Origin of the sequence: Streptomyces mangrovisoli (assembly GCF_000974985.2) — a bacterium.
In the GTDB taxonomy this organism is placed as follows: domain Bacteria; phylum Actinomycetota; class Actinomycetes; order Streptomycetales; family Streptomycetaceae; genus Streptomyces; species Streptomyces mangrovisoli.
The window spans coordinates 12,396-32,610 of the sequence record NZ_LAVA02000059.1 but is presented as its reverse complement, the minus strand read 5'-3'; the positions used below and the strand labels follow the sequence as shown (position 1 = coordinate 32,610).

At 73.6% G+C, this 20,215-nt stretch carries 19 protein-coding genes; 3 read left to right on the top strand and 16 right to left on the bottom strand.

Going from position 1 to position 20,215, the window contains the following annotated elements:
• Positions 1 to 478 precede the first annotated feature (478 nt).
• The gene (locus WN71_RS24605; RefSeq protein WP_046588699.1) at positions 479 to 1,606 is read left to right on the top strand and encodes a PP2C family protein-serine/threonine phosphatase; all 1,128 of its coding nucleotides are present in this window, start codon (positions 479 to 481) and stop codon (positions 1,604 to 1,606) included.
• Here the strand turns inward: WN71_RS24605 and WN71_RS24600 are convergent.
• The 3 genes from WN71_RS24600 to WN71_RS24590 all read right to left on the bottom strand — a co-directional run bounded on the left by WN71_RS24600 (position 1,575) and on the right by WN71_RS24590 (position 5,934).
• Positions 1,575 to 3,965 carry an MMPL family transporter gene (locus tag WN71_RS24600; protein WP_046588701.1) on the bottom strand — a complete coding sequence of 797 codons (2,391 nt, stop codon included), beginning with the start codon at positions 3,963 to 3,965 and terminating at the stop codon, positions 1,575 to 1,577. The two genes, WN71_RS24605 and WN71_RS24600, sit on opposite strands and share 32 nt — an antisense overlap.
• A 92-nt stretch (positions 3,966 to 4,057) precedes the next feature.
• Positions 4,058 to 4,498 carry an Lrp/AsnC family transcriptional regulator gene (locus tag WN71_RS24595; protein WP_046588703.1) on the bottom strand — a complete coding sequence of 147 codons (441 nt, stop codon included), beginning with the start codon at positions 4,496 to 4,498 and terminating at the stop codon, positions 4,058 to 4,060.
• 86 nt (positions 4,499 to 4,584) lie between these two features.
• Positions 4,585 to 5,934: a transaminase gene (locus WN71_RS24590; protein WP_079178078.1), complete on the bottom strand. Its 1,350-nt coding sequence runs from the start codon at positions 5,932 to 5,934 to the stop codon at positions 4,585 to 4,587.
• A gap of 259 nt (positions 5,935 to 6,193) precedes the next feature.
• On the opposite strand from WN71_RS24590, the gene WN71_RS24585 reads away from it, so the two are divergent.
• Entirely contained in the window at positions 6,194 to 6,685 is a 492-nt protein-coding gene (locus tag WN71_RS24585) for a TIGR00725 family protein (RefSeq protein ID WP_046588705.1), read from the top strand.
• Between the two features lie 275 nt (positions 6,686 to 6,960).
• Complete coding sequence (locus WN71_RS24580; RefSeq protein ID WP_046588873.1) at positions 6,961 to 7,413, top strand: hypothetical protein; 453 nt, start codon at positions 6,961 to 6,963, stop codon at positions 7,411 to 7,413.
• Between the two features lie 433 nt (positions 7,414 to 7,846).
• Here the strand turns inward: WN71_RS24580 and hypE are convergent, their stop codons facing one another.
• From hypE to WN71_RS24515, 13 genes are all read right to left on the bottom strand, one after another.
• Positions 7,847 to 8,920, bottom strand: a complete 1,074-nt coding sequence (gene hypE / locus WN71_RS24570; protein WP_046588710.1) for a hydrogenase expression/formation protein HypE — start codon at positions 8,918 to 8,920, stop codon at positions 7,847 to 7,849.
• Entirely contained in the window at positions 8,910 to 10,043 is a 1,134-nt protein-coding gene (gene hypD, locus WN71_RS24565) for a hydrogenase formation protein HypD (RefSeq protein ID WP_046588712.1), read from the bottom strand. The genes hypE and hypD overlap by 11 nt, the downstream gene beginning before the upstream one ends.
• The gene (locus tag WN71_RS24560) at positions 10,040 to 10,321 is read right to left on the bottom strand and encodes a HypC/HybG/HupF family hydrogenase formation chaperone (RefSeq protein WP_046588714.1); all 282 of its coding nucleotides are present in this window, start codon (positions 10,319 to 10,321) and stop codon (positions 10,040 to 10,042) included. Before WN71_RS24560 ends, hypD begins: the two co-directional genes overlap by 4 nt.
• A gap of 28 nt (positions 10,322 to 10,349) precedes the next feature.
• Positions 10,350 to 12,734: a carbamoyltransferase HypF gene (gene hypF / locus WN71_RS24555; RefSeq protein ID WP_046588716.1), complete on the bottom strand. Its 2,385-nt coding sequence runs from the start codon at positions 12,732 to 12,734 to the stop codon at positions 10,350 to 10,352.
• Entirely contained in the window at positions 12,731 to 13,561 is an 831-nt protein-coding gene (hypB, locus tag WN71_RS24550) for a hydrogenase nickel incorporation protein HypB (protein ID WP_046588718.1), read from the bottom strand. Before hypB ends, hypF begins: the two co-directional genes overlap by 4 nt.
• Positions 13,562 to 13,564: 3 nt before the next feature.
• On the bottom strand, positions 13,565 to 13,963 hold the full coding sequence (locus tag WN71_RS24545; protein ID WP_046588720.1) for a hydrogenase maturation nickel metallochaperone HypA/HybF: 399 nt from the start codon (positions 13,961 to 13,963) through the stop codon (positions 13,565 to 13,567).
• 173 nt (positions 13,964 to 14,136) lie between these two features.
• Positions 14,137 to 14,241 carry a DUF6893 family small protein gene (locus WN71_RS43490; RefSeq protein ID WP_420856524.1) on the bottom strand — a complete coding sequence of 35 codons (105 nt, stop codon included), beginning with the start codon at positions 14,239 to 14,241 and terminating at the stop codon, positions 14,137 to 14,139.
• Positions 14,242 to 14,251: 10 nt separating this feature from the next.
• Positions 14,252 to 14,851 carry a hydrogenase maturation protease gene (locus tag WN71_RS24540; RefSeq protein ID WP_079178080.1) on the bottom strand — a complete coding sequence of 200 codons (600 nt, stop codon included), beginning with the start codon at positions 14,849 to 14,851 and terminating at the stop codon, positions 14,252 to 14,254.
• A 104-nt stretch (positions 14,852 to 14,955) separates the two neighbouring features.
• Positions 14,956 to 16,476, bottom strand: coding sequence for a hypothetical protein (locus WN71_RS24535; RefSeq protein WP_240529745.1), 1,521 nt, complete (start codon positions 16,474 to 16,476; stop codon positions 14,956 to 14,958).
• Positions 16,473 to 17,147, bottom strand: coding sequence for a DUF6084 family protein (locus WN71_RS24530; protein ID WP_046588722.1), 675 nt, complete (start codon positions 17,145 to 17,147; stop codon positions 16,473 to 16,475). Before WN71_RS24530 ends, WN71_RS24535 begins: the two co-directional genes overlap by 4 nt.
• Positions 17,144 to 17,806 (bottom strand): DUF5947 family protein, encoded by a 663-nt coding sequence (locus tag WN71_RS24525; protein WP_046588725.1) that lies wholly within the window; start codon positions 17,804 to 17,806, stop codon positions 17,144 to 17,146. The genes WN71_RS24530 and WN71_RS24525 overlap by 4 nt, the downstream gene beginning before the upstream one ends.
• Positions 17,803 to 18,348: a hypothetical protein gene (locus WN71_RS24520; protein ID WP_046588727.1), complete on the bottom strand. Its 546-nt coding sequence runs from the start codon at positions 18,346 to 18,348 to the stop codon at positions 17,803 to 17,805. The genes WN71_RS24525 and WN71_RS24520 overlap by 4 nt, the downstream gene beginning before the upstream one ends.
• Positions 18,345 to 20,129, bottom strand: a complete 1,785-nt coding sequence (locus WN71_RS24515; RefSeq protein ID WP_046588729.1) for a nickel-dependent hydrogenase large subunit — start codon at positions 20,127 to 20,129, stop codon at positions 18,345 to 18,347. Before WN71_RS24515 ends, WN71_RS24520 begins: the two co-directional genes overlap by 4 nt.
• Between the last annotated feature and the right edge of the window lie 86 nt (positions 20,130 to 20,215).

Sequence of the window (20,215 nt, the reverse complement as noted above, 5' to 3'; positions counted from 1 at the left end):
GGGCCGGTCCGCAGGGGCCGGTCCGCAGGGGTCGGTCCGCAGGGGCCCAGTCCGCAGGGCCCAGTCCGCAGGGGGCCGGTCCGCGGGGGCGGGTCCGCGGGGGCCGAGTGCGCAGGCGACCGGCCCGCAGGGCCCGGCCCGCGGGGGCCGAGTGCGCAGGCGACCGGCCCGCAGGGGCGGGTCCGCGGGGGCCGAGTGCGCAGGCGACCGGCCCGCAGGGCCCGGCCCGCGGGGGCCGAGTGCGCAGGCGACCGGCCCGCAGGGCCCGGCCCGAAGGGGCCGAGTGCGCGGGCGGCCGGTGCGCGGGGACCGCCGGATCGGGCGGCCCGCATCCGACCGGCCCGCGCCCGGCCCGTGAGGAGCGGTCCCGCACGGCCCCCGAGCCGGTCCGGCAGGGCCGCCCCGCCCGCGTACTCCGGCCGACCCGGCGGAGCCGTTCCGCACGCGTGCTCCCGTGACCGCGGCGTAGCGTGGTCGTGTGAGAAGGCTGCGCCTGCGTGTGCCCGGCGAGGGCCGGGACGACGGCCGGAGCTGGCTGCGCGGTGCCCCGCCACCGCGCTGGGTGCGGCTGCTGCCGCTCGTGCTGGTCGTCGTGGTCGCCGCGGCCGCGCTGTTCGCCCCGAACCCGAAGGATCTCGGCTTCCTGCTCGGCGCGATCCCGCCGCTCGCCGTGCTGTCCTACGGGCCGCTGGCCACCGCCGGCCTCGGCGTCCTGGTCCTGGCCCTGCTGACCGTGCCGGACTCGACGCTCAACCGGCCCGGCGACACCGATCTGCTGACCGTCACCTTCGTCTCCCTGCTCAGCGTGTTCATCTCCTTCGTGCGCAGCCGCCGGGACGCCCAGCTGGACACCGAGCGCACCGTCGCCGAGGCGGTGCAGCAGGCCGTCGTACCACCCCTGCCCGAGCGTGTCGGGCCGGTCGGCTGTCTGGGCCTGTACCGGGCGGCCCAGCGCGGCACGCTGGTCGGCGGCGACTTCTACGACGTGCGCATGGGGCCCGGCGGCGTACGGGCGGTGCTGGGCGACGTGCAGGGACACGGGCTGGCGGCCGTCTCGACCGTCGTGTCGCTGCTGGGCGCGTTCCGGGAGGCCGTCCTCGACCAGCCGGACACCGAGTCGGTCGCGGCCCGCATGGACCGACGGCTGGTCGTCGACTCGTCCGCCGTACGGCATGCCGAACTGTTCGCCACCGCCCTCGTGCTGGAGTTCTCCGCCGACGCCCGGACCGTGCGGATGGTGTCGTGCGGGCACCCGGCACCGGTGCTGCTGCGTGACGGGGCCGCCCACGAGATCGAGCTGACCGCCGGGGCCCCGCTCGGGCTGGGCCTCGCGGAGGTCGACCCGCCGAAGGAGGGCACCCTGGAGTTGCTCCCCGGCGACCGGCTGTTCCTCGCCTCGGACGGGGTCTGGGAGGGCAGGGACGTGCGGGGCGCCTTCTACCCGCTGCCCGAGCGGCTCGCCGCGCACTCCGGCGCCGAACCGGACGTCCTGGCCCGGCGGATCTGGGACGAACTGGTACGGCACTGCGGCACCGTCCGCGACGACGCCACGATGCTCGTGCTGACGCCGGGGCTCACACCTTCGGCCGCGAGGACGCGGGACTGAGTTCCGCCTCGCCCTCGGTGTCGATGTGCGGCAGGATCCGGTCCAGCCACTGGGGCGTCCACCAGGCGTGCGCGCCGAGCAGGGTCATCACGGCGGGTACCAGCAGCAGTCGTACGACGGTGGCGTCGATGAGCACGCTGACCGCGAGGCCGAGACCCAGCATCTTGACCACGATGTTGTCGCTGAGGATGAACGCGGCGAAGACGCTCACCATGATCAGCGCGGCGCAGGTGATGACGCGCGCGGTGATCTCCAGGGCGTGCGCGACCGATCCCTTCGCGTCGCCGGTGCGCACCCAGGCCTCGTGCACGCGGGAGAGCAGGAAGATCTCGTAGTCCATGCTGAGCCCGAAGATGATCGCGAACATCATCATCGGCACGTAGCTCTCGATGGGCACCTTGCCGTGCACGCCCAGCGCGGGCCCGCCCCAGCCCCACTGGAAGACGGCGACGACGACGCCGTAGGAGGCGGTGATGGACAGGACGTTCAGGACGGCCGCCTTCACCGCCACGAGCAGGCCGCGGAAGACCGCGAGGATGATCAGGAAGGCGAGCGCGACCACCACGAGGATGATGAGCGGCAGCCTGCTCGCGACGATGTTGCGGAAGTCGACCTGGGTGGCCGTGGTGCCGGTGACGTAGCCGTGCGCCTTCGTGCCCTTCACCGCGTCCGGCAGCGTGTCGTTCACCAGGCGGTTGGTGAGGTCGGTGGTGTCCGGGTTCTGCGGGGAGACCTTCGAGTAGACCGTGCCGACCAGGACGTCCCCGTCCTTCGTCGGGTTCAGCTGGGTCACCACGGCCGCGCCCTGCACCCCGTTCAGTGTCTTCTGCGCCTGCGAGTCGAGGTCGGAACGCTGGTCGGAGGGCACGTCGGTCTGGTCGATGACCACCGTCAGCGGGCCGTTGGAGCCCGCCCCGAAGGCGTCCGTCATCAGGTCGAAGGCGCGCCGGTCGGTGAACGACGTCGGGTCGGCGCCGTCGCCGATGTGGCCCAGCTCGATGGTGAACGCCGGGATCGCCAGGATCGCGATGACGGCGACACCGGCCGTCAGGAACTTCAGCGGCGCCCGTTCGACGCGCTGCGCGTAGCGGTGCCAGGTGCCGTGCGGGGTGGCGCCCGGCTCGGCGTCGGTCTCCGCGATGGGCTTGCGCACGTGGTACTGGTCGATATGGGTGCCGATGAGCCCGAGCAGGGCCGGTACGAGGGTGAGCGCGCCGGTGACCGCGGAGACCACCGTCACCGCCGCCGCGAGGCCGAGCAGACCGATGAAGGTCACGCCGGAGACGAACAGGCCCGCGAGCGCGATGATCACGGTGCAGCCGGAGACCAGCACGGCGCGCCCGCTGGTGGACGTGGCGTGGCCGGCGGCGCGCACCGGATCGACGCCGTCCATGAGGTTCTGTCGGTGCCGCGTGAGCAGGAACAGGGCGTAGTCGATGCCGACACCGATGCCGATCATCGTCGCGAGGGTCGGGGAGACCGTCGCGAAGGTGAACGCGGCCGCGAGCATCCCGAGCAGACCGAGGCCGCCGACGACGCTGATCAGCGCGGTCAGCAGCGGGATGCCGGAGGCGATGACACTGCCGAAGCCGACCAGCAGGACGATGATGGCGACGCCGAAGCCGATGGCCTCGCTGACCTTGTCGTTGGCGGCGGGCCGGGCCAGTTCGCCGAGCGGGCCGCCGTACTCCACGTCGACGCCGGCCGCGCGCAGCGGCTGCACGGCGGTGTCGACGCCGTCGAGATAGCTGCTGCCCAGGGTCGAGGGCTGCTCGTCGAAGCGGACGGTGATGTAGGCGGTCTTGCCGTCGGTCGACAGGGGGCCGACGTTCTGCGATCCGGAGCCTTTCTGGGCCTGTCCGGAGGACGAGTTCGACGACGACGAGTTCGACGACGAGGAACTCGATGACGACGACGATGAGGATGACGAGGACGAGGACGAGGACGACGAGCTGGAGGTGCTCGCCGAGCCCTCCGTCGTGGCACCCGTGAGCGGGTTCTGCACGGACAGCACGTGCGGCAGCTTGGCCAGGTCGCCGACCGTCTGGGACATCTGCTGGCTGAACCCGGTCAGCGCCTTGTCCCCATCGTGCATGACGATCTGGCTGCCGTACCCGCCCGCGGCGGGATCGTGCTTCTTCAGCACGTCGAGGCCCTTCTGGGCCTGCACGCCGGGGAGCGAGAAGTTGTCCTCGTACTCGCCGCCGAGGGAACGGCTCAGCGCCTGCACGGCCACGATGGCCACCAGCCAGGCGATGATGACGACCACGAAGTGGTGCGCGCACCACTCCCCGAGCCGCCGCAGCACTCCCGGTCTGGCCGCCCCCACGTCTCCTGCTCTGCCCTGGCTCAACGTCACGACCTCGGCCTTCTCCAGCAGGGGCGCCGTTTACAGCCTCAGTAGACGTCACGCCCTGCCCGAGGGCATGCCGGACTCGGCCGTTCCGGTGGTCAGCCGACGTCCCACAGGAAGCGGTGGGTGTGGATGGCGAAGTAGGGAAAGGACTGGACCTGCCGTACGCCCTCGATCGGCCGGACGACGTCGTTGACGAAGTCGAGCAGATCCTTCGGCCCCGGCGTGACGACCTCCGCGAAGAGGTCGAAGCCGCCCGAGGTGAGCACGGAGTACACCACCTCGGGGCGGGCGGCGAGCGCGTCGGCGACGGCGCGCGGGTCGCCGTCCACGCCGATGCCGAGCAGCGCCATGGCCTGGCCGCCCATGGCCATCGGGTCGGTGACCCCGACGACCTGGACGGCCTTGGCGTCCAGCAGCCGTTGCAGGCGCTGCCGGGCCGCGGAGGCGGACAGGCCGACCTTCGGGCCGAGGTCGGCGTAGGCGATGCGTCCGTCGCTCTGCAGCTCGCGCAGGATGGCCCGGTCGATCTCGTCCACGTGTCCCCTTTTCCTCTACTGCCTGTGCGGCGGGTTTTCCTGTACGGCCCGTGCGGCGAGTCGGCTGCGGCCTGTGCCGGGGCGGGTCAGCCGGCCAGTTCGGCCAGGGCGTCCGCGAAGACGCGGGTGTGGGTGTCGACGTCCTGCTCGGTGGTGTCCGGGCACATCAGGGCCATGTTGTGGAACGGGGTGAGCAGGATGCCCCGGTTGGCCAGGTAGAGGTGGAGGAAGTCCTCCAGCTCGGCGTCCTGGGCCGCCGCGGACTCGGTGCCGGTGCGCGGCGCCGGGTCGGCGAAGCGGTACTCCGTGCGCGCGCCGAGCCGGCTCACCGACCAGGGCAGCTTGTGCGCCTCGATGCTGCCGCGCACGCCGGCCTCGAAGCGCTCGGACAACGTGGCCATGTGGGCGAACGCCTCGTCGGTGAGGACGTGTTCGAGGGTGGCCCGGGTCGCGGCGACGGACAGGGCGTTGCCGGCCAGGGTGCCGCCGACGCCTCCCATGTCGACCAGGTCCAGGTCGCTGCGGCCGAGCAGCCGGTCGGCCAGCTCGGCGGAGAGACCGTAGGCGCCGGCCGGGATGCCGCCGCCGATGGCCTTGCCGATGGTCAGCAGGTCGGGCTCCAGCTCCCAGGCGGCCGTGCAGCCGCCCGGGCCCGCGGAGAAGGTGTGCGTCTCGTCGTTGATCAGCAGGGTGCCGTAGCGGCGGGTGAGTTCGCGGACGCCCTCGAGGTAGCCGGGCTCGGGCAGCACGATGCCGATGTTGGTGAGCGCGGGCTCCATCAGCACGGCGGCCACGTCGCCGTGGGCGAGTTCGCGCTCCAGCTGCTCCAGGTCGTTGAACTCGGCGACCCGGCTGGTGAGGGTGACGTCGCAGGGGGCGCCGACGTTGCCGGGGCGCGCGGCGCCCTGCCCGTCGGGGCCGACGACGATCAGCGACTCGTCGACGCTGCCGTGGTAGCTGTAGCTGTTGAAGAGGATCTTCGGGCGGTCCGTCACGGCGCGGGCCAGCCGGATGGCCCAGCGGTTGGCGTCGGTCGCGGTCAGCGAGAAGCTCCAGCGGGCGAGCCCGAAGCGGCGGGTCAGCTCGGCGCCGACCCACTCCGCGTCCTCGGTCGGCAGCATCGCCGTCGCGCCGCCCAGCTCGGTGAACCGGTGCCGGACCGCCTCGCCGACCACCGCGGGCGAGTGCCCGGCCATCGCGCCGGTGTCGCCGAGGCAGAAGTCGATGTACTCGTGCCCGTCGACGTCCGTGACACGGGCGCCGCGCGCGCTGTCGAGGTAGCGGGGGAACGCTCCCGCGTTCTTGTTCATCCAGGTCATCGGGACCCGGCCGAAGAGATGCTCGGCGCGCTCGTACGCGGCCTTCGACCGCGGGTTGAGCCGCTCGGCCTCGGCGCTCTCGCGGGCCAGGAGCTGCTGGAGACGGGTGCGGTCCATGGAGTACCTCGAGCTCGACGGCGACGGAACGACCGCAGCGTACGGTCGAATACGATGAAAGGACAAGCATCTACGATCGAATCACGTGTCTGGACGCTCGAATCGAGCGTGCGCAGAAGTGCGACCGAGTGCGGCACAACACGGCAGGGTGCTCCACGGCAGGGCACTGCACTGCCCCGCCCTGGAGGGCATGGCATGGCGCGACGCGGCGCGACACGGCACCGTCGAAGGGGTGGGTGACCGGGGACGGGGAGGTTCGATGAGCTCGCGGGCAACGCCGTACATCGCCGTCTGCGGACCGGGACACGCGGGCGCGTCCGAGCGGGACCTGGCCCGGCGGGTCGGCGCGCTGCTCGCGCGCCGGGGCGCGGTCGTGGTCTGCGGCGGCCTCGGCGGGGTGATGGCGGCCTGCGCCGAGGGCGCGACCTCGGCTGGCGGCACGGTCCTCGGTCTGCTGCCGGGCGACGACCGCGGCGCGGGCGATCCGCACCTGACCGTCGTGGTCGCCACCGGCCTCGGCGAACTCCGCAACGGCCTGCTGGTCACCACCTGCGACGCCCTCGTGGCGATCGGCGGAGGCTGGGGCACGCTCAGTGAGGTCGCCCTCGCGCTGCGGGCGGGCAAGCCCGTGGCCGTCCTACGGGGCTGGGAGCTGCCCGAGGCCGCCGGGGAGACCCACCGCCCGCTGCGGGTCGGGACGCCGGAGCAGGCCGTCGAGGCGGTTCTGGGCGGCGCCGAACCGCTGCCGTGACGTTCATGCGTCCCGGCCGCAAACGCCAGGGTCCGCCACCCCTTCCGCTACCTGCTCGCGTCCACCACCATGCAGAGGGCGGGTGGGGTGTGCGGCCGCACACCCCACCGCGCGGACCCCTGTCCGCACCGTGCCGTGCCCCGGCGTCCAGCCGTGCCCCGCGGCCCTCTCTCCTCCGCCGTGCCGCGCCGCCTGCGCGGCCGTGCCCCCTTGCTCGCGCCGCGCCGTCGCGCGGCGCCGATCCGGAGCAGCGCATGACGAACGCGATGGAACCCATGACGAACAGGATGTGGACGCAGGGCGTGGAGTGGCTCGCCGCCGCCGCGTCGGACCCCCGGATCTGCAAGCGGGACTGGGACCGGGGCCATGGCATCGCGTTACTGGAGGCAGGCCGCTACTGGGACGTGCTGAGCGTGCCCGACCGGCTGGGGCTGCGCACCCTGGACCTGCTCTTCCGGCCGTCCCTGCCGGTGCCGGGTCCCACGCTGGTGGACACCTCGTCGAGCCGTGTGGGCTTCTTCCTGCCGCCCGATCCGGACAGCCGGTGGATCGGCTCCGGGGTACGGCATCTGGGCAGGGGCGCGTGGGTCGCCGTACCGCCGCCCTACCGGCCGGGCGGTGCGCTGGAGTGGCTGGTCCCGCCGGACGGGACGGGCCGGCTGCACGCTCCGCTGATGCTGGAGCTCGCCCTGCGCGAGGCGAGCGACGTGCCGCCGGGGGCACTGTGACCGTTCAGGCCCCTGCCGTGACGTCGTCCGGACCGGCGGGCAGGCGCTCCGGCGGGGTCCGCCACGGGTCGGGGGCGCCCGGCACGGCGCGGCCCCGGGCCCGCCACTCGCGGACGAGCTGGGCGTAGATGGGGGTACGCGTCCGTGGTCCGCCGGCCGGATCGGCATCGGCGGGACACGGCGGCGTGGGCGGCCTGGCGGCAGGGGACACCTCGGTCCGGGCGCGGTCCGCGGCGTCCGTTCCCCTCGGTGTCCGGAGCGCGAGCGGGGTGCGCAGCACGAGCGGGGTTCGGTCCATGTCCGGGCAACGCCGCTTCGGCCGCGCGCGGCACGCGTCAAGCGCCCCGGCTCACCGGGTCGGGTGAGCGCACCCCCCGATCGGGGCCCACGGCCGGTACGACAAGCGTCCCGGAACGGGGGGTGCGGTGAAGCGTCAGCAGATCCGCGGGAGTTGCTCCCCGAGCGGCATGTCCACCACCCGGGTGCCCCCGAGCGCGGTGCGGGCGACGACCATGCCCGGGTGCTCGGCGACCGCCTCGCCGATGATCCGGGACTCGCGGCCCAGCGGGTGGGCCCGCATGGCCTCCAGGACGGCGTCGGCGTGCTCGCGCGGGACGAAGGCGACGAGTTTGCCCTCGTTGGCGACGTACATCGGGTCGAGGCCGAGCATCGCGCAGGCGCCCGCGACGGCGGCCGGGACGGGCAGCGCCCGCTCGGTGAGGACGACGCCGGTGCCCGACGCGGAGGCGATCTCGTTGAGCGAGGCCGCGAGGCCGCCCCGGGTGGGGTCGCGCAGCACGTGCAGATCGGGGGTGACGGCGAGCATCGCCTCCACCAGGGAGCCGAGCGCCGCGCAGTCGCTCTCGATCTCCACCCCGAACTCCAGGCCCTCGCGCACGCTCATGATGGCGATGCCGTGCACGCCGATGGTGCCGCTGACGATCACGACGTCGCCGGGCACCACCCGCTGCGGCCGCAGGTCGACCCCGTCCGGGATCAGCCCGATGCCCGCGGTGTTGATGTACACGCCGTCGCCGTGCCCCGCCTCCACCACCTTGGTGTCGCCGGTGGCCACCTCGACGCCCGCGGCCCGCGCGGCCGCGCCGAGCGCCTCGGCGACCCGGGAGACGGTCCGCGTCTCCACCCCTTCCTCCAGGATGAATCCGCAGGAGAGGTAGGCGGCCCGCGCCCCGCTCATGGCGAGGTCGTTGACGGTGCCGTTGACGGCGAGGTCGCCGATGCTGCCGCCGGGGAAGAACAGCGGCCGCACGACGAACGAGTCGGTGGAGAAGGCCAGTCGGGCGCCGCCCAGGGTCAGCGCGGCAGCGTCGCCGAGCTGGGCGAGCGCCTTGCCGCCGTACGCCGGCGCGAAGACGTGCTGGACCAGCTCGGCGGAGAGCGTGCCGCCCCCGCCGTGCCCCATCACGATCCGGGGCTGGTCGCGCAGCGGGGCCGGGCAGGTCCAGCCCGTGATGTCGAGGACGTCGGTCGCGGTCTCAGACGACACCGGTCGCCTCCCTGGGCGTCGCCGGAGCCGGGGTCGTGCCCAGACGCCGGTAGAGGTAGTACGCGGCACAGGCGCCCTCGCTGGAGACCATGGTGGCCCCGAGCGGGGTGCGGGGGGTGCACAGGGTGCCGAACGCCTCGCACTGGAAGGGCTTCAGCAGGCCCTGGAGCACCTCGCCGCTGCGGCACTCGGCCGGTTCGCAGGTGTTGATGTCCGTCACGGAGAACCGCAGTTCGGCGTCGTAGTCGCGGTACTTCGCGGACAGCCGCCAGCCGCTGCCGGGGATCACGCCGATGCCGCGCCAGGCGCGGTCGGTGACCTCGAAGACGTCCTCCAGCATGGCCCGCGCCGCCGGGTTGCCCTCGGCCTGCACCGCGCGCGGGTAGGCGTTGTCGACGGTGTGCTCGCCCCGCTCCAGCTGGGCGACGGTGCGGCGCACCCCCTCGAGGATGTCCAGCGGCTCGAAGCCGGTCACCACGATCGGGACCTTGTACTGCTCGGCGAGGTGCGGGTACTCCTCCATGCCCATCACCGTGCACACGTGGCCGGCCGCGAGGAAGCCCTGCACCCGGCAGCTCGGGGACTGCATGATCGCCTCGATGGCCGGGGGGACGCGCACGTGCGAGACCAGCAGGCTGAAGTTGCGGATGCCCAGCCTGCGGGCCTGATGGACCGTCATGGCGTTGGGCGGGGCGGTCGTCTCGAAGCCGATGCCGAAGAACACCACCTCGCGGTCGGGGTTCTGCTGGGCCACCCGCAGCGCGTCGAGGGGCGAGTAGACCACCCGGACGTCGCCGCCCTCGCTGCGCACCCGGAACAGGTCGCGGTCGGTGCCGGGCACGCGCAGCATGTCGCCGAACGAACAGAAGATCACCCCCGGCCGGGAGGCGATCTCCAGCGCCTTGTCGATGACCTCCAGCGGGGTCACACAGACCGGACAGCCCGGACCGTGGATCAACTCGACCTGTTCAGGCAGCAGTTGGTCGATGCCGTGCCGGATGATGGAGTGCGTCTGTCCGCCGCACACCTCCATCAGCGCCCACGGCCGGGTCACGGTGGCATGGATCTCGTCCAGCAGCCGGCGCGCCAGCGCCGGGTCCTGGAACTCCTCGATGTACTTCACTTCGCCGCCTCCTCGATCGCGGCCGTTTCCCATGGGTCCCCGAACTCCTCCTGCAACATGCCGAGTTCGGCGAAGAGTTCGAGCGTCTGGCGGGCCGACTCCTCGTCGAGCCGCTGCAGCGCGAAGCCGACGTGCACGATGGCGTAGTCGCCCACGCACAGGTCCGGCAGATACTCCAGGCACACCTCCTTGACCACGCCGCCGAAGTCGACGGTGGCCATCCGGGTGCCGTCGCGTTCCTGGATCTCCAGCACTCGGCCGGGTACCGCCAGGCACATGGGCCTCTCCTAGCTGTGGGGGGGTGGGTCAGGACGTGCGGATGCGGGCGGCCACCACCAACTGCCCGAGGGCCAGACCGCCGTCGCCCGGCGGGACCAGGTGGTGGCGCAGCACCGTGAAGCCGTCGGCCGTCAGGGCCGAGGAACAGCCCGAGGAGAGGACCGAGTTGAGGAAGACCCCGCCGGTCAGGGCGACGGTGTCGATGCCGTGCCGGGCGCGGGCCGCCCGGCACAGCCGGAGCACGAGCGCGACGACGGCCCGGTGGAAGCGGGCGGCGATCACCGGCACCGGCACCTGTGCCCGCAACTCGGCCACGATCGCGGCGAGCACGGGGGCGGGATCGGCGAGCAGGGGGACCGCGTCGGCGGCCGGCCCGGTCCCCGGCCGCAGCGCGAACTCGTAGACACCGACGTCCCAGGCGGGCGCGGTCAGCGCGGCCGCCTCCAGCTCGACGGCCGCCTGCGCCTCGTACCCGGACCGGTGGCAGACACCGACCAGCGACGAGACCGCGTCGAAGAGGCGGCCCATGCTGGAGGTGGGCACGCAGTTGAGCTGCCGCTCCAACTGCCTTGCCAGCACGGGGCGTTCCTCTTCCGGGCAGGCGTCCACGCAGGGCAGTCCGGCCGACCAGTCGATCCCGGCCGCGCGCAGGTGCGCGAGCGCCATCCGGTACGGCCGGTGCACGGCCGCGTCCCCGCCGGGCAGCGGCACATACGCGAGGTGCCCGAGCCGGCCGAAGCCGTCGTAGTCGGCGAGCAGGAACTCCCCGCCCCAAACGGCGCCGTCGTCGCCGTACCCGGTGCCGTCGAAGGCCACGCCGATCACCGGGCGGGTGCCGTCGTACCCGTTCTCGGCCATCGCCGAGGCCACGTGCGCGTGATGGTGCTGCACGCGGACGACGGGCCGGTCCCCGGCGTTGCGTTCGGCCCAGTGGGCGGAGCGGTATCCGGGATGCCGGTCGGCCGCCAGCAGTTCGGGCAGCACCGGCGTGATCGACGACAGATGGTCCACGGCCCGCTCGAACCCGCGCTGGGTGGCGAGGTCGTCCATGTCCCCGATGTGCGCCGACAGCCACGCGCGCCCGCCCTCGCCGAGGCAGAACGCGTTCTTCAGGTCCCCGCCGACCGCGAGGGCCGGGCGCACCGGGACCGGCAGGTCGACCGGGAGCGGCGCGTGGCCGCGGGCGCGCCGGACGACCAGCGGGCGGGCGTCGCACACCCGCACCACCGAGTCGTCGCACGGCACATGGATCGGCCGGTCGTGCGCCAGCCAGGCGTCCGCCAGCCGGGCGAGCCGCTCCAGCGCGTCCTCGTCGTCGGTGACGATGGGCTCGCCGGAGACGTTCCCGCTGGTCATGACGAGCAGTGGCAGCCCGTCGAGGTGGCCCGGAAGTCCGAGCAGCAGATGGTGGATCGGGGTGTACGGCAGCATCACGCCGAGGTCGGGGCTGCCCGGCGCGACGGCGTCCGCCGGACGCGCGCCCGCCGCGAGGCCTCCGCCGCGGCGGCGCAGCAGCACGATGGGGCGGGCCGCGCCGGTCAGCAGGGCGCGTTCCTCCTCGCCGACCCGCACGAGGTGTTCGACGGCCTCGACGTCCCGGGCCATGAGCGCGAAGGGCTTGTCGCCCCGGGCCTTGCGGCGGCGCAGCAGGGCGACGGCGGCCTGGTTCGTGGCGTCGCACGCGAGGTGGTAGCCGCCGAGTCCCTTCACCGCGAGGACCGCGCCGTCCGCGAGCAGGGCGCGGGCCCGCTCGACCGGGTCCTCCCCCACCACCGGTTCGGGCGCCGTGTCAGGGCGCGCGCCGCGGACGAGCAGCCGCAGGCGGGGGCCGCACGCCGGACAGGCGACCGGCTGGGCGTGGAAGCGCCGGTCGGCGGGGTCGGCGTACTCGCGCGCGCAGTCCTCGCACATCGGGAAGGCGCCCATGGTGGTCTGCCGCCGGTCGTACGGCACCCCGGTGACGATCGTGAAACGCGGCCCGCAGTGGGTGCAGTTGACGAAGGGGTGGCGGTGCCGCCGGTCGGCGGGGTCGGCGAGTTCGCGCAGACAGGCGGCGCAGGTCGCGGTGTCCGGCGGGATCAGGGTGCGGGCCGGTCCGCCGGAGCGGGAGGCCAGGATGGCGAACCCGGTGTCGCCCGCGGCGGGTACGTCGTGGTGGTCGACGGTGTCGACGCGGGCGAGCGGCGGGGCGTCCGCCGCGAGCCGGTCGCAGAAGTGCGTCACGGCGGCGGGCGCGCCCTCGACCTCGGCGACGACGCCGTCCGCGGTGTTGGTGACATGCCCGGTGAGGCACAGCGAGGTGGCCAGGTTGTGGACGTACGGCCGGAAGCCGACGCCCTGCACCACTCCGCGTACGACGACCCGGCGGCGCAGGGCCGGCCCGCTGTCGACGGCGGCCGGAGGCGTGCTCACGACCGGCGCCGGGCCAACGCGTCGGCGGGGAGGGGGTGTTCGGGCTGCGGGGGGTGGTCACGGCCGTGGTCGTGGGCTTGGCCGTGGTCATGCCCGTGGTCGTGGGCTTGGCCGTGCTCGTGGCCGTGCGTGTGCTGCGGTGGCTGCGCCATCACCGGACGGTGCGGCGGGGTGCCCTCCGCCGCCGCCAGGGCCCGGTCCAGCAGGACGCCCCGGCCGTGCCCCGCCCGGGCCGAGGTGAGCAGCACGTCCACGCCCGGGTTGACCCGTTCGACGTTCGCGCGGAACTCGGCCTCGTCGAAGCCGACCGCCTCGGCGATGTCGGTCTTGGTCACGATCACGAGGTGCGCGAGGCCGAAGGCGGTCGGGTACTTCAGCGGTTTGTCCTCGCCCTCCGTCACCGAGGCGAGCACGACGCGCAGGGTCTCGCCCAGGTCGTAGGAGGCCGGGCAGACGAGGTTGCCCACGTTCTCCACGAACAGCAGCCGGGTGTCCTGCGGCAGCCACCCCACCAGGTGCCCTGAGAGCATCCCGGCCTCCAGGTGGCACAGCCCGTCGGTGAGGACCTGCTTGACCGGGACACCCGAACGCGCCAGACGGGCCGCGTCGTTCTCGGTGGCGAGGTCGGCGGTGAGCGCGGCGACCGGAACGGACCGTTCGCGCGCCAGCGTCAACTCGGCCTCCAGCAGGGCGGTCTTGCCGCTGCCGGGGCTGGAGAGGAGGTTGACGATCGTGGTGCCGCGGGCGGCGAGTCCGTCGCGCAGGGCATGCGCGGTCTCGTCGTTGCGGGCGAGGACGGCCTGCTGAAGGTCGACCACACGGCACATGGTTCAGCGCTCCTCGGCGATCGGTTCGCGGGTGGGTGCGGCCGGCGTGGCGCCGTCCTCCCAGTGGACGGCGGTGATCCGCAGTTCGCGGCCGGACAGCAGGTCGCCGGCCGCGCCGCCGCAGCGCGGACAGGTCAGTGACGGCGGCATCCCGACGGCCCACTCGTGGGCGCAGGGCGCGCAGCGGGCGCGTCCGGGGACCGGGTCGGCGAGGAGCTCGGCACCCTCCAGGAGGGTCCCGGCGCAGGCGAGTTCGAAGCAGAAGGAGAGCGAGTCGGGTACGACACCGGCGAGTTCGCCCACCTCCAGGCGGACCGATCGCACCGCGGTGACGTCGCCGGCCCGTTCGGCCGCCTCCTCCACCTGTCCGATCACCGCCAGCGCGATGGACATCTCGTGCATGGGTCTCCGTCCGGGCCCGGGGCCGCTCCGGCCGCCGCGCGGCGGCCGGTCCCCATTGAAGGCGGGGGCGCGCCGCGCGGTGGGCGGCGCGCCGTGACCCGGGGGCGGGGTACGCCCGTTCGCCGCAACGAGGTGGCGGGCGCGGCGGAGCGGGGGTAAGGGCCCGGCGTGGTTCACATGCGGCGGATACGCAGGTAGCGCTTGATGTCGGGCAGCGACTGCACGACGAGCGCGGCGGCGACGGCGGCCATCAGACCGGCCACGATCTCCTTCTTCATGGGTGTCTCCTCACTTCGCGGCGTGGGTGGGGGCGGTGCCCACGGCCGGTGGCCGTGACGCGGGCCGCGGGTGCACGTCCAGCAGTTCCTCGACGAGCCGTACGGCCTGCGGTACGGCGGCGGCGACGGCGGGGCTGAGCCCGATCCCCTCGTCGACCAGGGCCGGTTCGCAGCCGACGACCAGGGTGCGGCGGGGCGGTTCGGCGCCGGTGCCCGCGCAGAGGGTGCCGAGCAGGCCGAGGACGGCGTCGGGGGTCATCCGGTGGCCGTCCAGCGCGCCGGGGGCGGTGCCGGCGTCCGTGTGCTCGATGACGTAGAGCGTGCCGGGGTCGCCGCCCCGGGTGGTGGCGTCGACGAGCACGAGGGTGTCGTAGCCGTCGAGGAGCTGGTAGGCGAGATGCACGCCGCGCACGCCGATGTCGGCGACCTCGATGTGGGCGGGCAGTCGCCGGGCGGACAGCGCGCGGGCGGCCTCGACGCCGAAGCCGTCGTCGCCGAGGAAGATGTTGCCGATCCCGGCGACGAGCACCCGCCCGACCGGGCCTTCGTCGCCCGTCGGCCGGTCCGCCGCGGCCGCACGCGTCGGCCCGTCCCGCCGGGCTGTGGGCATCGGCCCGCCCGGCTCGGCGACGCGGGTCGGGCCGTCCCCCTCGACGGCGGCACCGGGTCCGCCCGGCTCCGCATCGGGCGCGGGTCCGCCCGGCTCGGCGACGTTCATACCCCGCCCTCCACGACGACCGCGCCGTCCACGGCATCCTCCCCGTCCACGGCGCCCGAGACGCCCGGGGCGTCCTCCGGCAGCGCGACCTCGTCCGGCTGGAAGTACAGGAACCGGCCCTGCTCGCGCCGGATCTCGGCCCCCGGGTCGCCGTCGACGGTCACCGCGAGGTGCACCGCGCCGTCGACGTCGTGCAGGACGGCCTCGACCGTCGCTGTGCGGCCGTCGAGGAAGAGGTCCTGGGCGTCGCTGCGGCGCAGGCCGGGCCGGAGCACGACCCGGCTGCCGGCACGGATCTCGCGGCCCTCCACCACGACGTGGTCGCGCCCAGGGTCGAAGCCCGCGTCGCTCGCCGGGTCCCACCAGGGCAGGTCGGTCGAGACGGGGCCGGGTTCGCCCGGGAACGGGTCCGACGACCCTCCGGGTGCGGTCGCGACGCCCGCCGGGGACGGGGTCCGGGTCACCTCCCGCAGCCCGCGCACGGCCCCGTGCAGCCGCTCCATCACCTCGGCGGGCAGCGAGTCGGCCAGGTCGATCACGGCGGCCGCGCGCTCGTCGGTGCCCCGCGCCTCACGCTTCTCCTCGTCGGTGAGGGCTGCCGTGCGCAGCGCGAGGATCTCGTCGATCTCGGTGGCGTCGTACAGCGCGCCGGGGCTCTCGGGCGCGATGGCCGGGTGGTCCTCCAGGATGATCGGCGAGGACAGGACCACGTCCGCGCGGCCGGGTTCGCCGGCCAGGACGGGCCAGGTGTGCAGGTTGCGGCAGGAGGCGACCGCGCCCTTGGCCCACTCGGGCGGGTCGGTCATGGACAGGAACGAGCCGGGGCTCAGCGCCATCAGCAGATGGGTGGCGACGAGCGAGCGGGTGAGGGCGGCGTCGCGTTCGGCGGCCCTCCCCTCGGGCGGGGCCCAGCGGCTGGTGTTCTCCACCACCACCGTCAGCCTCATCACCCGGTAGGGGCCGGGGAGTTCCTGGGCGGAGAGGCGCAGGACGCCGCCGATCTCCTCGTAGCGGCGCAGCGTGCGACCGACGGGCCGGCCGTTGTCGTCGTACACGGTCTCGCCGTCCTCGCCCGCGAGCCGCTCGAAGGGGACGGTCACATCGCCCTCGAGCAGGTCCGCGACCGGCACGACCGCCTCGACGCGCTCCTCGACGCCCTCGTCCCAGGGGACCAGCACCCGGTCGGTCAGGCGCAGTTCGGGTACGGTCTCGAAGTCGCCGTCGGCGCCCAGGCGTTGGACGGTGCGCCGCCTGGCGCGCAGGAACCGCAGTTCGACCGCCAGGGTGGCGTCCGCCTTCGGTTCCATGAGGCATTCGGTGTGCTGGAAGTCGTTCTCGTCGCGGTCGGCGCCCCAGGCGGGCGGCACGAGGACGCCGAACTGCCAGCGCAGCCGGTTCTTCGCGGCGGAGGCCCGGTAGGGGTAGAGCACGTATCCCTCGAAGAGCACGGCGTCGGCCACCTGGCGGGCCAGGGCGAAGCGCGCCTCGGTCTCCGGGGTGAAGGCGGTCACGCTCATGGCGCGCTCCTTCCGGTCGGGGTGGCGGCGGAGGCGGCGGGAGCCGGGGCCCGCTCGGCGAGCAGGGCCTCGACGGTCGCCTCCCAGGAGGGCAGCGCGCGCTCCGAGCGGTAGGCGAGCAGGGCGTCGAGGGTGGCACTGGGCAGCCGGATCCAGCCGCAGCCGGGGAAGTGCTGGTCGACCGTCTCGCGCCAGGCCGCCACGGGCATCCGGTAGGTGGCCTCGCGGTCCCAGGGGACGGGCTGGACGCGGAAGCCGCCCGCTCCGGTGAAGGCGGTGCCGGAGAAGAGCAGCAGCAGGGGCACCTCGCCCCCGTCGAGGGCGGCGAGGTAGCGGGTGGCGGCGATGTCCAGGTCGTAGGTGCAGGGCACGACCAGGTCGGCCTCCGTCTCTCCGGTGAACGCGCCCACCATCAGAGGAACTTGGGCGAACTGGACCGGCTGGAGGGTGGTGCCCCAGCGGGACCGCTCGCCGAACAGGTCGCCGAGGGCCTCGGCCTCGGCGCCGTCGTAGCCGCGCCGGGCCGGTTCGATGCGCAACTGGCAGTTCAGCAGCAGGGCGTGGACGGGTTCGTCGTCGGAGGCGGTGATGCGCAGCCGGAACACCAGGGTGGGTCCGGCGGCGTAGCGGTCGGCGCGGACGCCCACGCAGGCGAAGTCGAGGGCGGTCATGTGCGCACCGCCGCATCGCGTCGCTCCGCCTCGCCGACGCCCTCGACCGGCCGGGCGCGTTCGGCGACGCGGGCGAAGAACGTGTCCAGGGCCGCGCGGGCCTCGGCGCCGCCGTCGAAGCCCTGCCACAACAGCCGCATCCTGCCGACGAGTTCGTAGCAGACGTCGATGGGGACGAGGTAGCAGGTGGTGTCCTCGCCGGTGCGGCGCAGCAGCAGCGCCTCGACGTCCGGCCGGAGCAGGTCGGCGAGCGGGCTCGCGCCGAGGACGTCCGCCCATGCCTCGGGTTCGAGTTCGCTCTCGGTGGCGCCGGCCGGGCTGGGGTAGAGGGCCACCAGCCGGTCGAGGGGGGTGTTTTGGAAGAAGAACGCCACGCCGACCGGGATGCGCAGCCGGTCCCAGGCGTTGCGGTCCAGGCGGTGGGCGGGGTCGTGGAGGAAGCGTTCGGGCACGACGCGGAAGCGGCCGGTGTCGGCGCCCGGCCGGTCCATCAGCAGCAGGCAGGCCGGGCAGGCGCACACCAGGGCGCGCCGTTCGGTGTCGACGAGATGGCGGTGGCGGTCCTCGTCGACGACCGCCGCGCACAGCCCGCACCGCTCGGGCTGCGGCGGGCGGGGGCCGAGGAATCTGCGCAGCCCCGGGGCGGGGGTGGTGCTCATGGGCGGGCTCCGGGACGGCTGCCGATCTGGAGCAGGGCCGGCCGGCGGGGCCGGTCCGCGGCGTCGAGTTCGACGGCGGTGACCTCGGGCGCGAAGCAGCCGAGCGCGTCAAGGGCGGTCTGCCGTACGGCGTCCGCGGCGGAACCGCACCCGCATCCGCCGCCGGCCTCACCCGAAGCGCCCTCGGCCGCCCGCAGCCGGAGGGTCCCGGTCGCCTCGTCGAAGCCGACGGCTTCGAGGTGCTGGTCGCGCACGGTGGCGAGGGCGCGGTCGATGCGGGTGGCGCGGTCCTCCGGGTGCAGATCATGCAACACCAGGAGACTCGCGACGAGTTGGTCGCCAAGCAGCGCGTCCCGGCCCGCTCCGGCGGGCAGCAGCTCGACCACGCGGGCGAGTCCGGCGCCGTAGAACTCCATGAGGGAGCGCACGAGTTCCTCGGCCGCCGCGGTGGCGGCGGGGTCGCCGCCGGCGGCGAGGCGGTCGAGGACCTCCTCGACGCGGACGGCGGCGGCCTGCGTGGGCGCGGTGGTGGGCACGCTCATCCGCCCAGTCCGCTCAGGCCGGTGGGCATGTGCGTCTGCTGCACGGTCTTGCCGTCGCCGACGTACATGTGCACTCCGCAGGGCAGACAGGGGTCGAAGCTGCGGACGGCGCGCATGATGTCGATGCCCTTGAAGTTCTCCGGGGGGTTCTCCTCGAAGATGGGCGTGTTCTGCACGGCGTCCTCGTACGGGCCCGGGGTGCCGTAGCTGTCACGGACGCTGCCGTTCCACGGGGTGGGCGGGTAGGGATGGTAGTTGGCGATCTTGCCGTCACGGATCACCATGTGGTGGGAGAGCACACCGCGCACAGCCTCGGTGAAACCGACGCCCACGGCCTGGTCGGGAACCTCGAACTTCTCCCAGGTCTGGGTGCGTCCGGCGCGCACCTCGTCGAGCGCCTTCTCCGCGAAGTGCAGGGCCATGGCCGCCATGTACGCCTGGAAGTAGCTGCGCGCCCGGTTGCGTTCGAGGGCGTTGCTCCACTTCGGGATCTTCCACTCGAAGGTGGTCTCGGGCCGGGTCATGGTGCGCGGCAGGTTGATGATCACGCTGTGCCCGGTGGCCTTGACACCGCCGACGTCGACGAGCCCGGCGAGCGCGGTGGTCCACAGGCGGGCGATCGGGCCGCCGCCGGTGTCGAGGGCGAGGTGGTCCTTGCCGTCGAACCAGCGCGGGGACATCACCCAGCTGTACTTGTCGTCGAAGTTCCGCTTCTGCGGGGCCGGGATGGTGTGCTGGTTCCACGGGTGGCGCGGGTCGACGGGGTTGCCGAGCGGGTCGTGGGTGACGAACTGCTCCCGGCCCTCCCAGTCCTCGTAGTACGAGCTGCCGAGCAGGATGCGGATGCCGAGGTTGATCTCGGTGAGGTCGGTGGTGACCAGTTTGCCGTCCACGACGACGCCCGGGGTGACGAACATCTTCCGTCCCCAGTCGGTCATGTTGGCGTACGTGAAGTCGCAGTGGTCGGGGTCGTTGAGCGCGCCCCAGCAGCCGAGCAGCACGCGGCGGCGGCCGACCTCCTCGTAGCCGGGCAGGGCCTCGTAGAAGAAGTCGAACAGGTCGTCGTGGAGGGGGACGACGCGCTTCATGAACTCGACGTAGCGCATCAGGCGGCTGAGGTAGTCCGTGAAGAGCTGCACGGAGGCGTTGGTGCCGGTGCCGCCGGGGTAGAGCGTGGAGGGGTGCACGTGGCGGCCCTCCATCAGGCAGAACATCTCCCGCGTGTAGCGGCTGACTTGCAGCGCCTCGCGGTAGAACTCCCCCTCCAGCGGGTTGAGGGAGCGCATGATGTCGGCGATCGTGCGGTAGCCGTGCTCGGCGGCGTGCGGGGCCTCGGTGCGCTCGGCGAGTTCGAGGACGCCCGGGTTGGTCTCCTTGACCATCTTCTCGCAGTAGTCGACCCCGACCAGGTTCTCCTGGAAGATGTTGTGGTCGAACATGTACTCCGCGGCCTCGCCGAGGTTGATGACCCACTCGCCGAGGTGCGGCGGCTTCACGCCGTACGCCATGTTCTGCGCGTACACCGAGCAGGTGGCGTGGTTGTCGCCGCAGATGCCGCAGATGCGGCTGGTGATGAAGTGCGCGTCGCGCGGGTCCTTGCCGCGCATGAAGACGCTGTAGCCGCGGAAGACCGACGAGGTGCTGTAGCACTCGGCGACCCGCTTCTGCTTGAAGTCGATCTTCGTGTGGATGCCGAGGCTGCCCACGATCCGGGTGATCGGGTCCCAGGACATCTCGACCAGGCCGCTGCCGTCGCCGGCCGCCTTCGTGTTCGGTGCCATCGTCTCTGTCGTGCCCTTCTGGTGCGGGGTGCGGTCTGGTGCGGGGAGCGGTCTGGTCGGGGGTGGGGCCGGTCGAAAGTGGGGCC

Bases quoted from the DNA above. Each gene is read 5' to 3' on its own strand.
- WN71_RS24590 (WP_079178078.1), bottom strand. From the start codon at position 5,934: ATGGACCGCACCCGTCTCCAGCAGCTCCTGGCCCGCGAGAGCGCCGAG.
- WN71_RS24585 (WP_046588705.1), top strand. From the start codon at position 6,194: ATGAGCTCGCGGGCAACGCCGTACATCGCCGTCTGCGGACCGGGACAC.
- WN71_RS24580 (WP_046588873.1), top strand. From the start codon at position 6,961: ATGACGAACAGGATGTGGACGCAGGGCGTGGAGTGGCTCGCCGCCGCC.
- WN71_RS24560 (WP_046588714.1), bottom strand. From the start codon at position 10,321: ATGTGCCTGGCGGTACCCGGCCGAGTGCTGGAGATCCAGGAACGCGAC.
- hypB (WP_046588718.1), bottom strand. From the start codon at position 13,561: ATGTGCCGTGTGGTCGACCTTCAGCAGGCCGTCCTCGCCCGCAACGAC.
- WN71_RS24545 (WP_046588720.1), bottom strand. From the start codon at position 13,963: ATGCACGAGATGTCCATCGCGCTGGCGGTGATCGGACAGGTGGAGGAG.
- WN71_RS43490 (WP_420856524.1), bottom strand. From the start codon at position 14,241: ATGAAGAAGGAGATCGTGGCCGGTCTGATGGCCGCCGTCGCCGCCGCG.
- WN71_RS24540 (WP_079178080.1), bottom strand. From the start codon at position 14,851: ATGCCCACAGCCCGGCGGGACGGGCCGACGCGTGCGGCCGCGGCGGAC.
- WN71_RS24535 (WP_240529745.1), bottom strand. From the start codon at position 16,476: ATGAGCGTGACCGCCTTCACCCCGGAGACCGAGGCGCGCTTCGCCCTG.
- WN71_RS24530 (WP_046588722.1), bottom strand. From the start codon at position 17,147: ATGACCGCCCTCGACTTCGCCTGCGTGGGCGTCCGCGCCGACCGCTAC.
- WN71_RS24525 (WP_046588725.1), bottom strand. From the start codon at position 17,806: ATGAGCACCACCCCCGCCCCGGGGCTGCGCAGATTCCTCGGCCCCCGC.
- WN71_RS24520 (WP_046588727.1), bottom strand. From the start codon at position 18,348: ATGAGCGTGCCCACCACCGCGCCCACGCAGGCCGCCGCCGTCCGCGTC.
- WN71_RS24515 (WP_046588729.1), bottom strand. From the start codon at position 20,129: ATGGCACCGAACACGAAGGCGGCCGGCGACGGCAGCGGCCTGGTCGAG.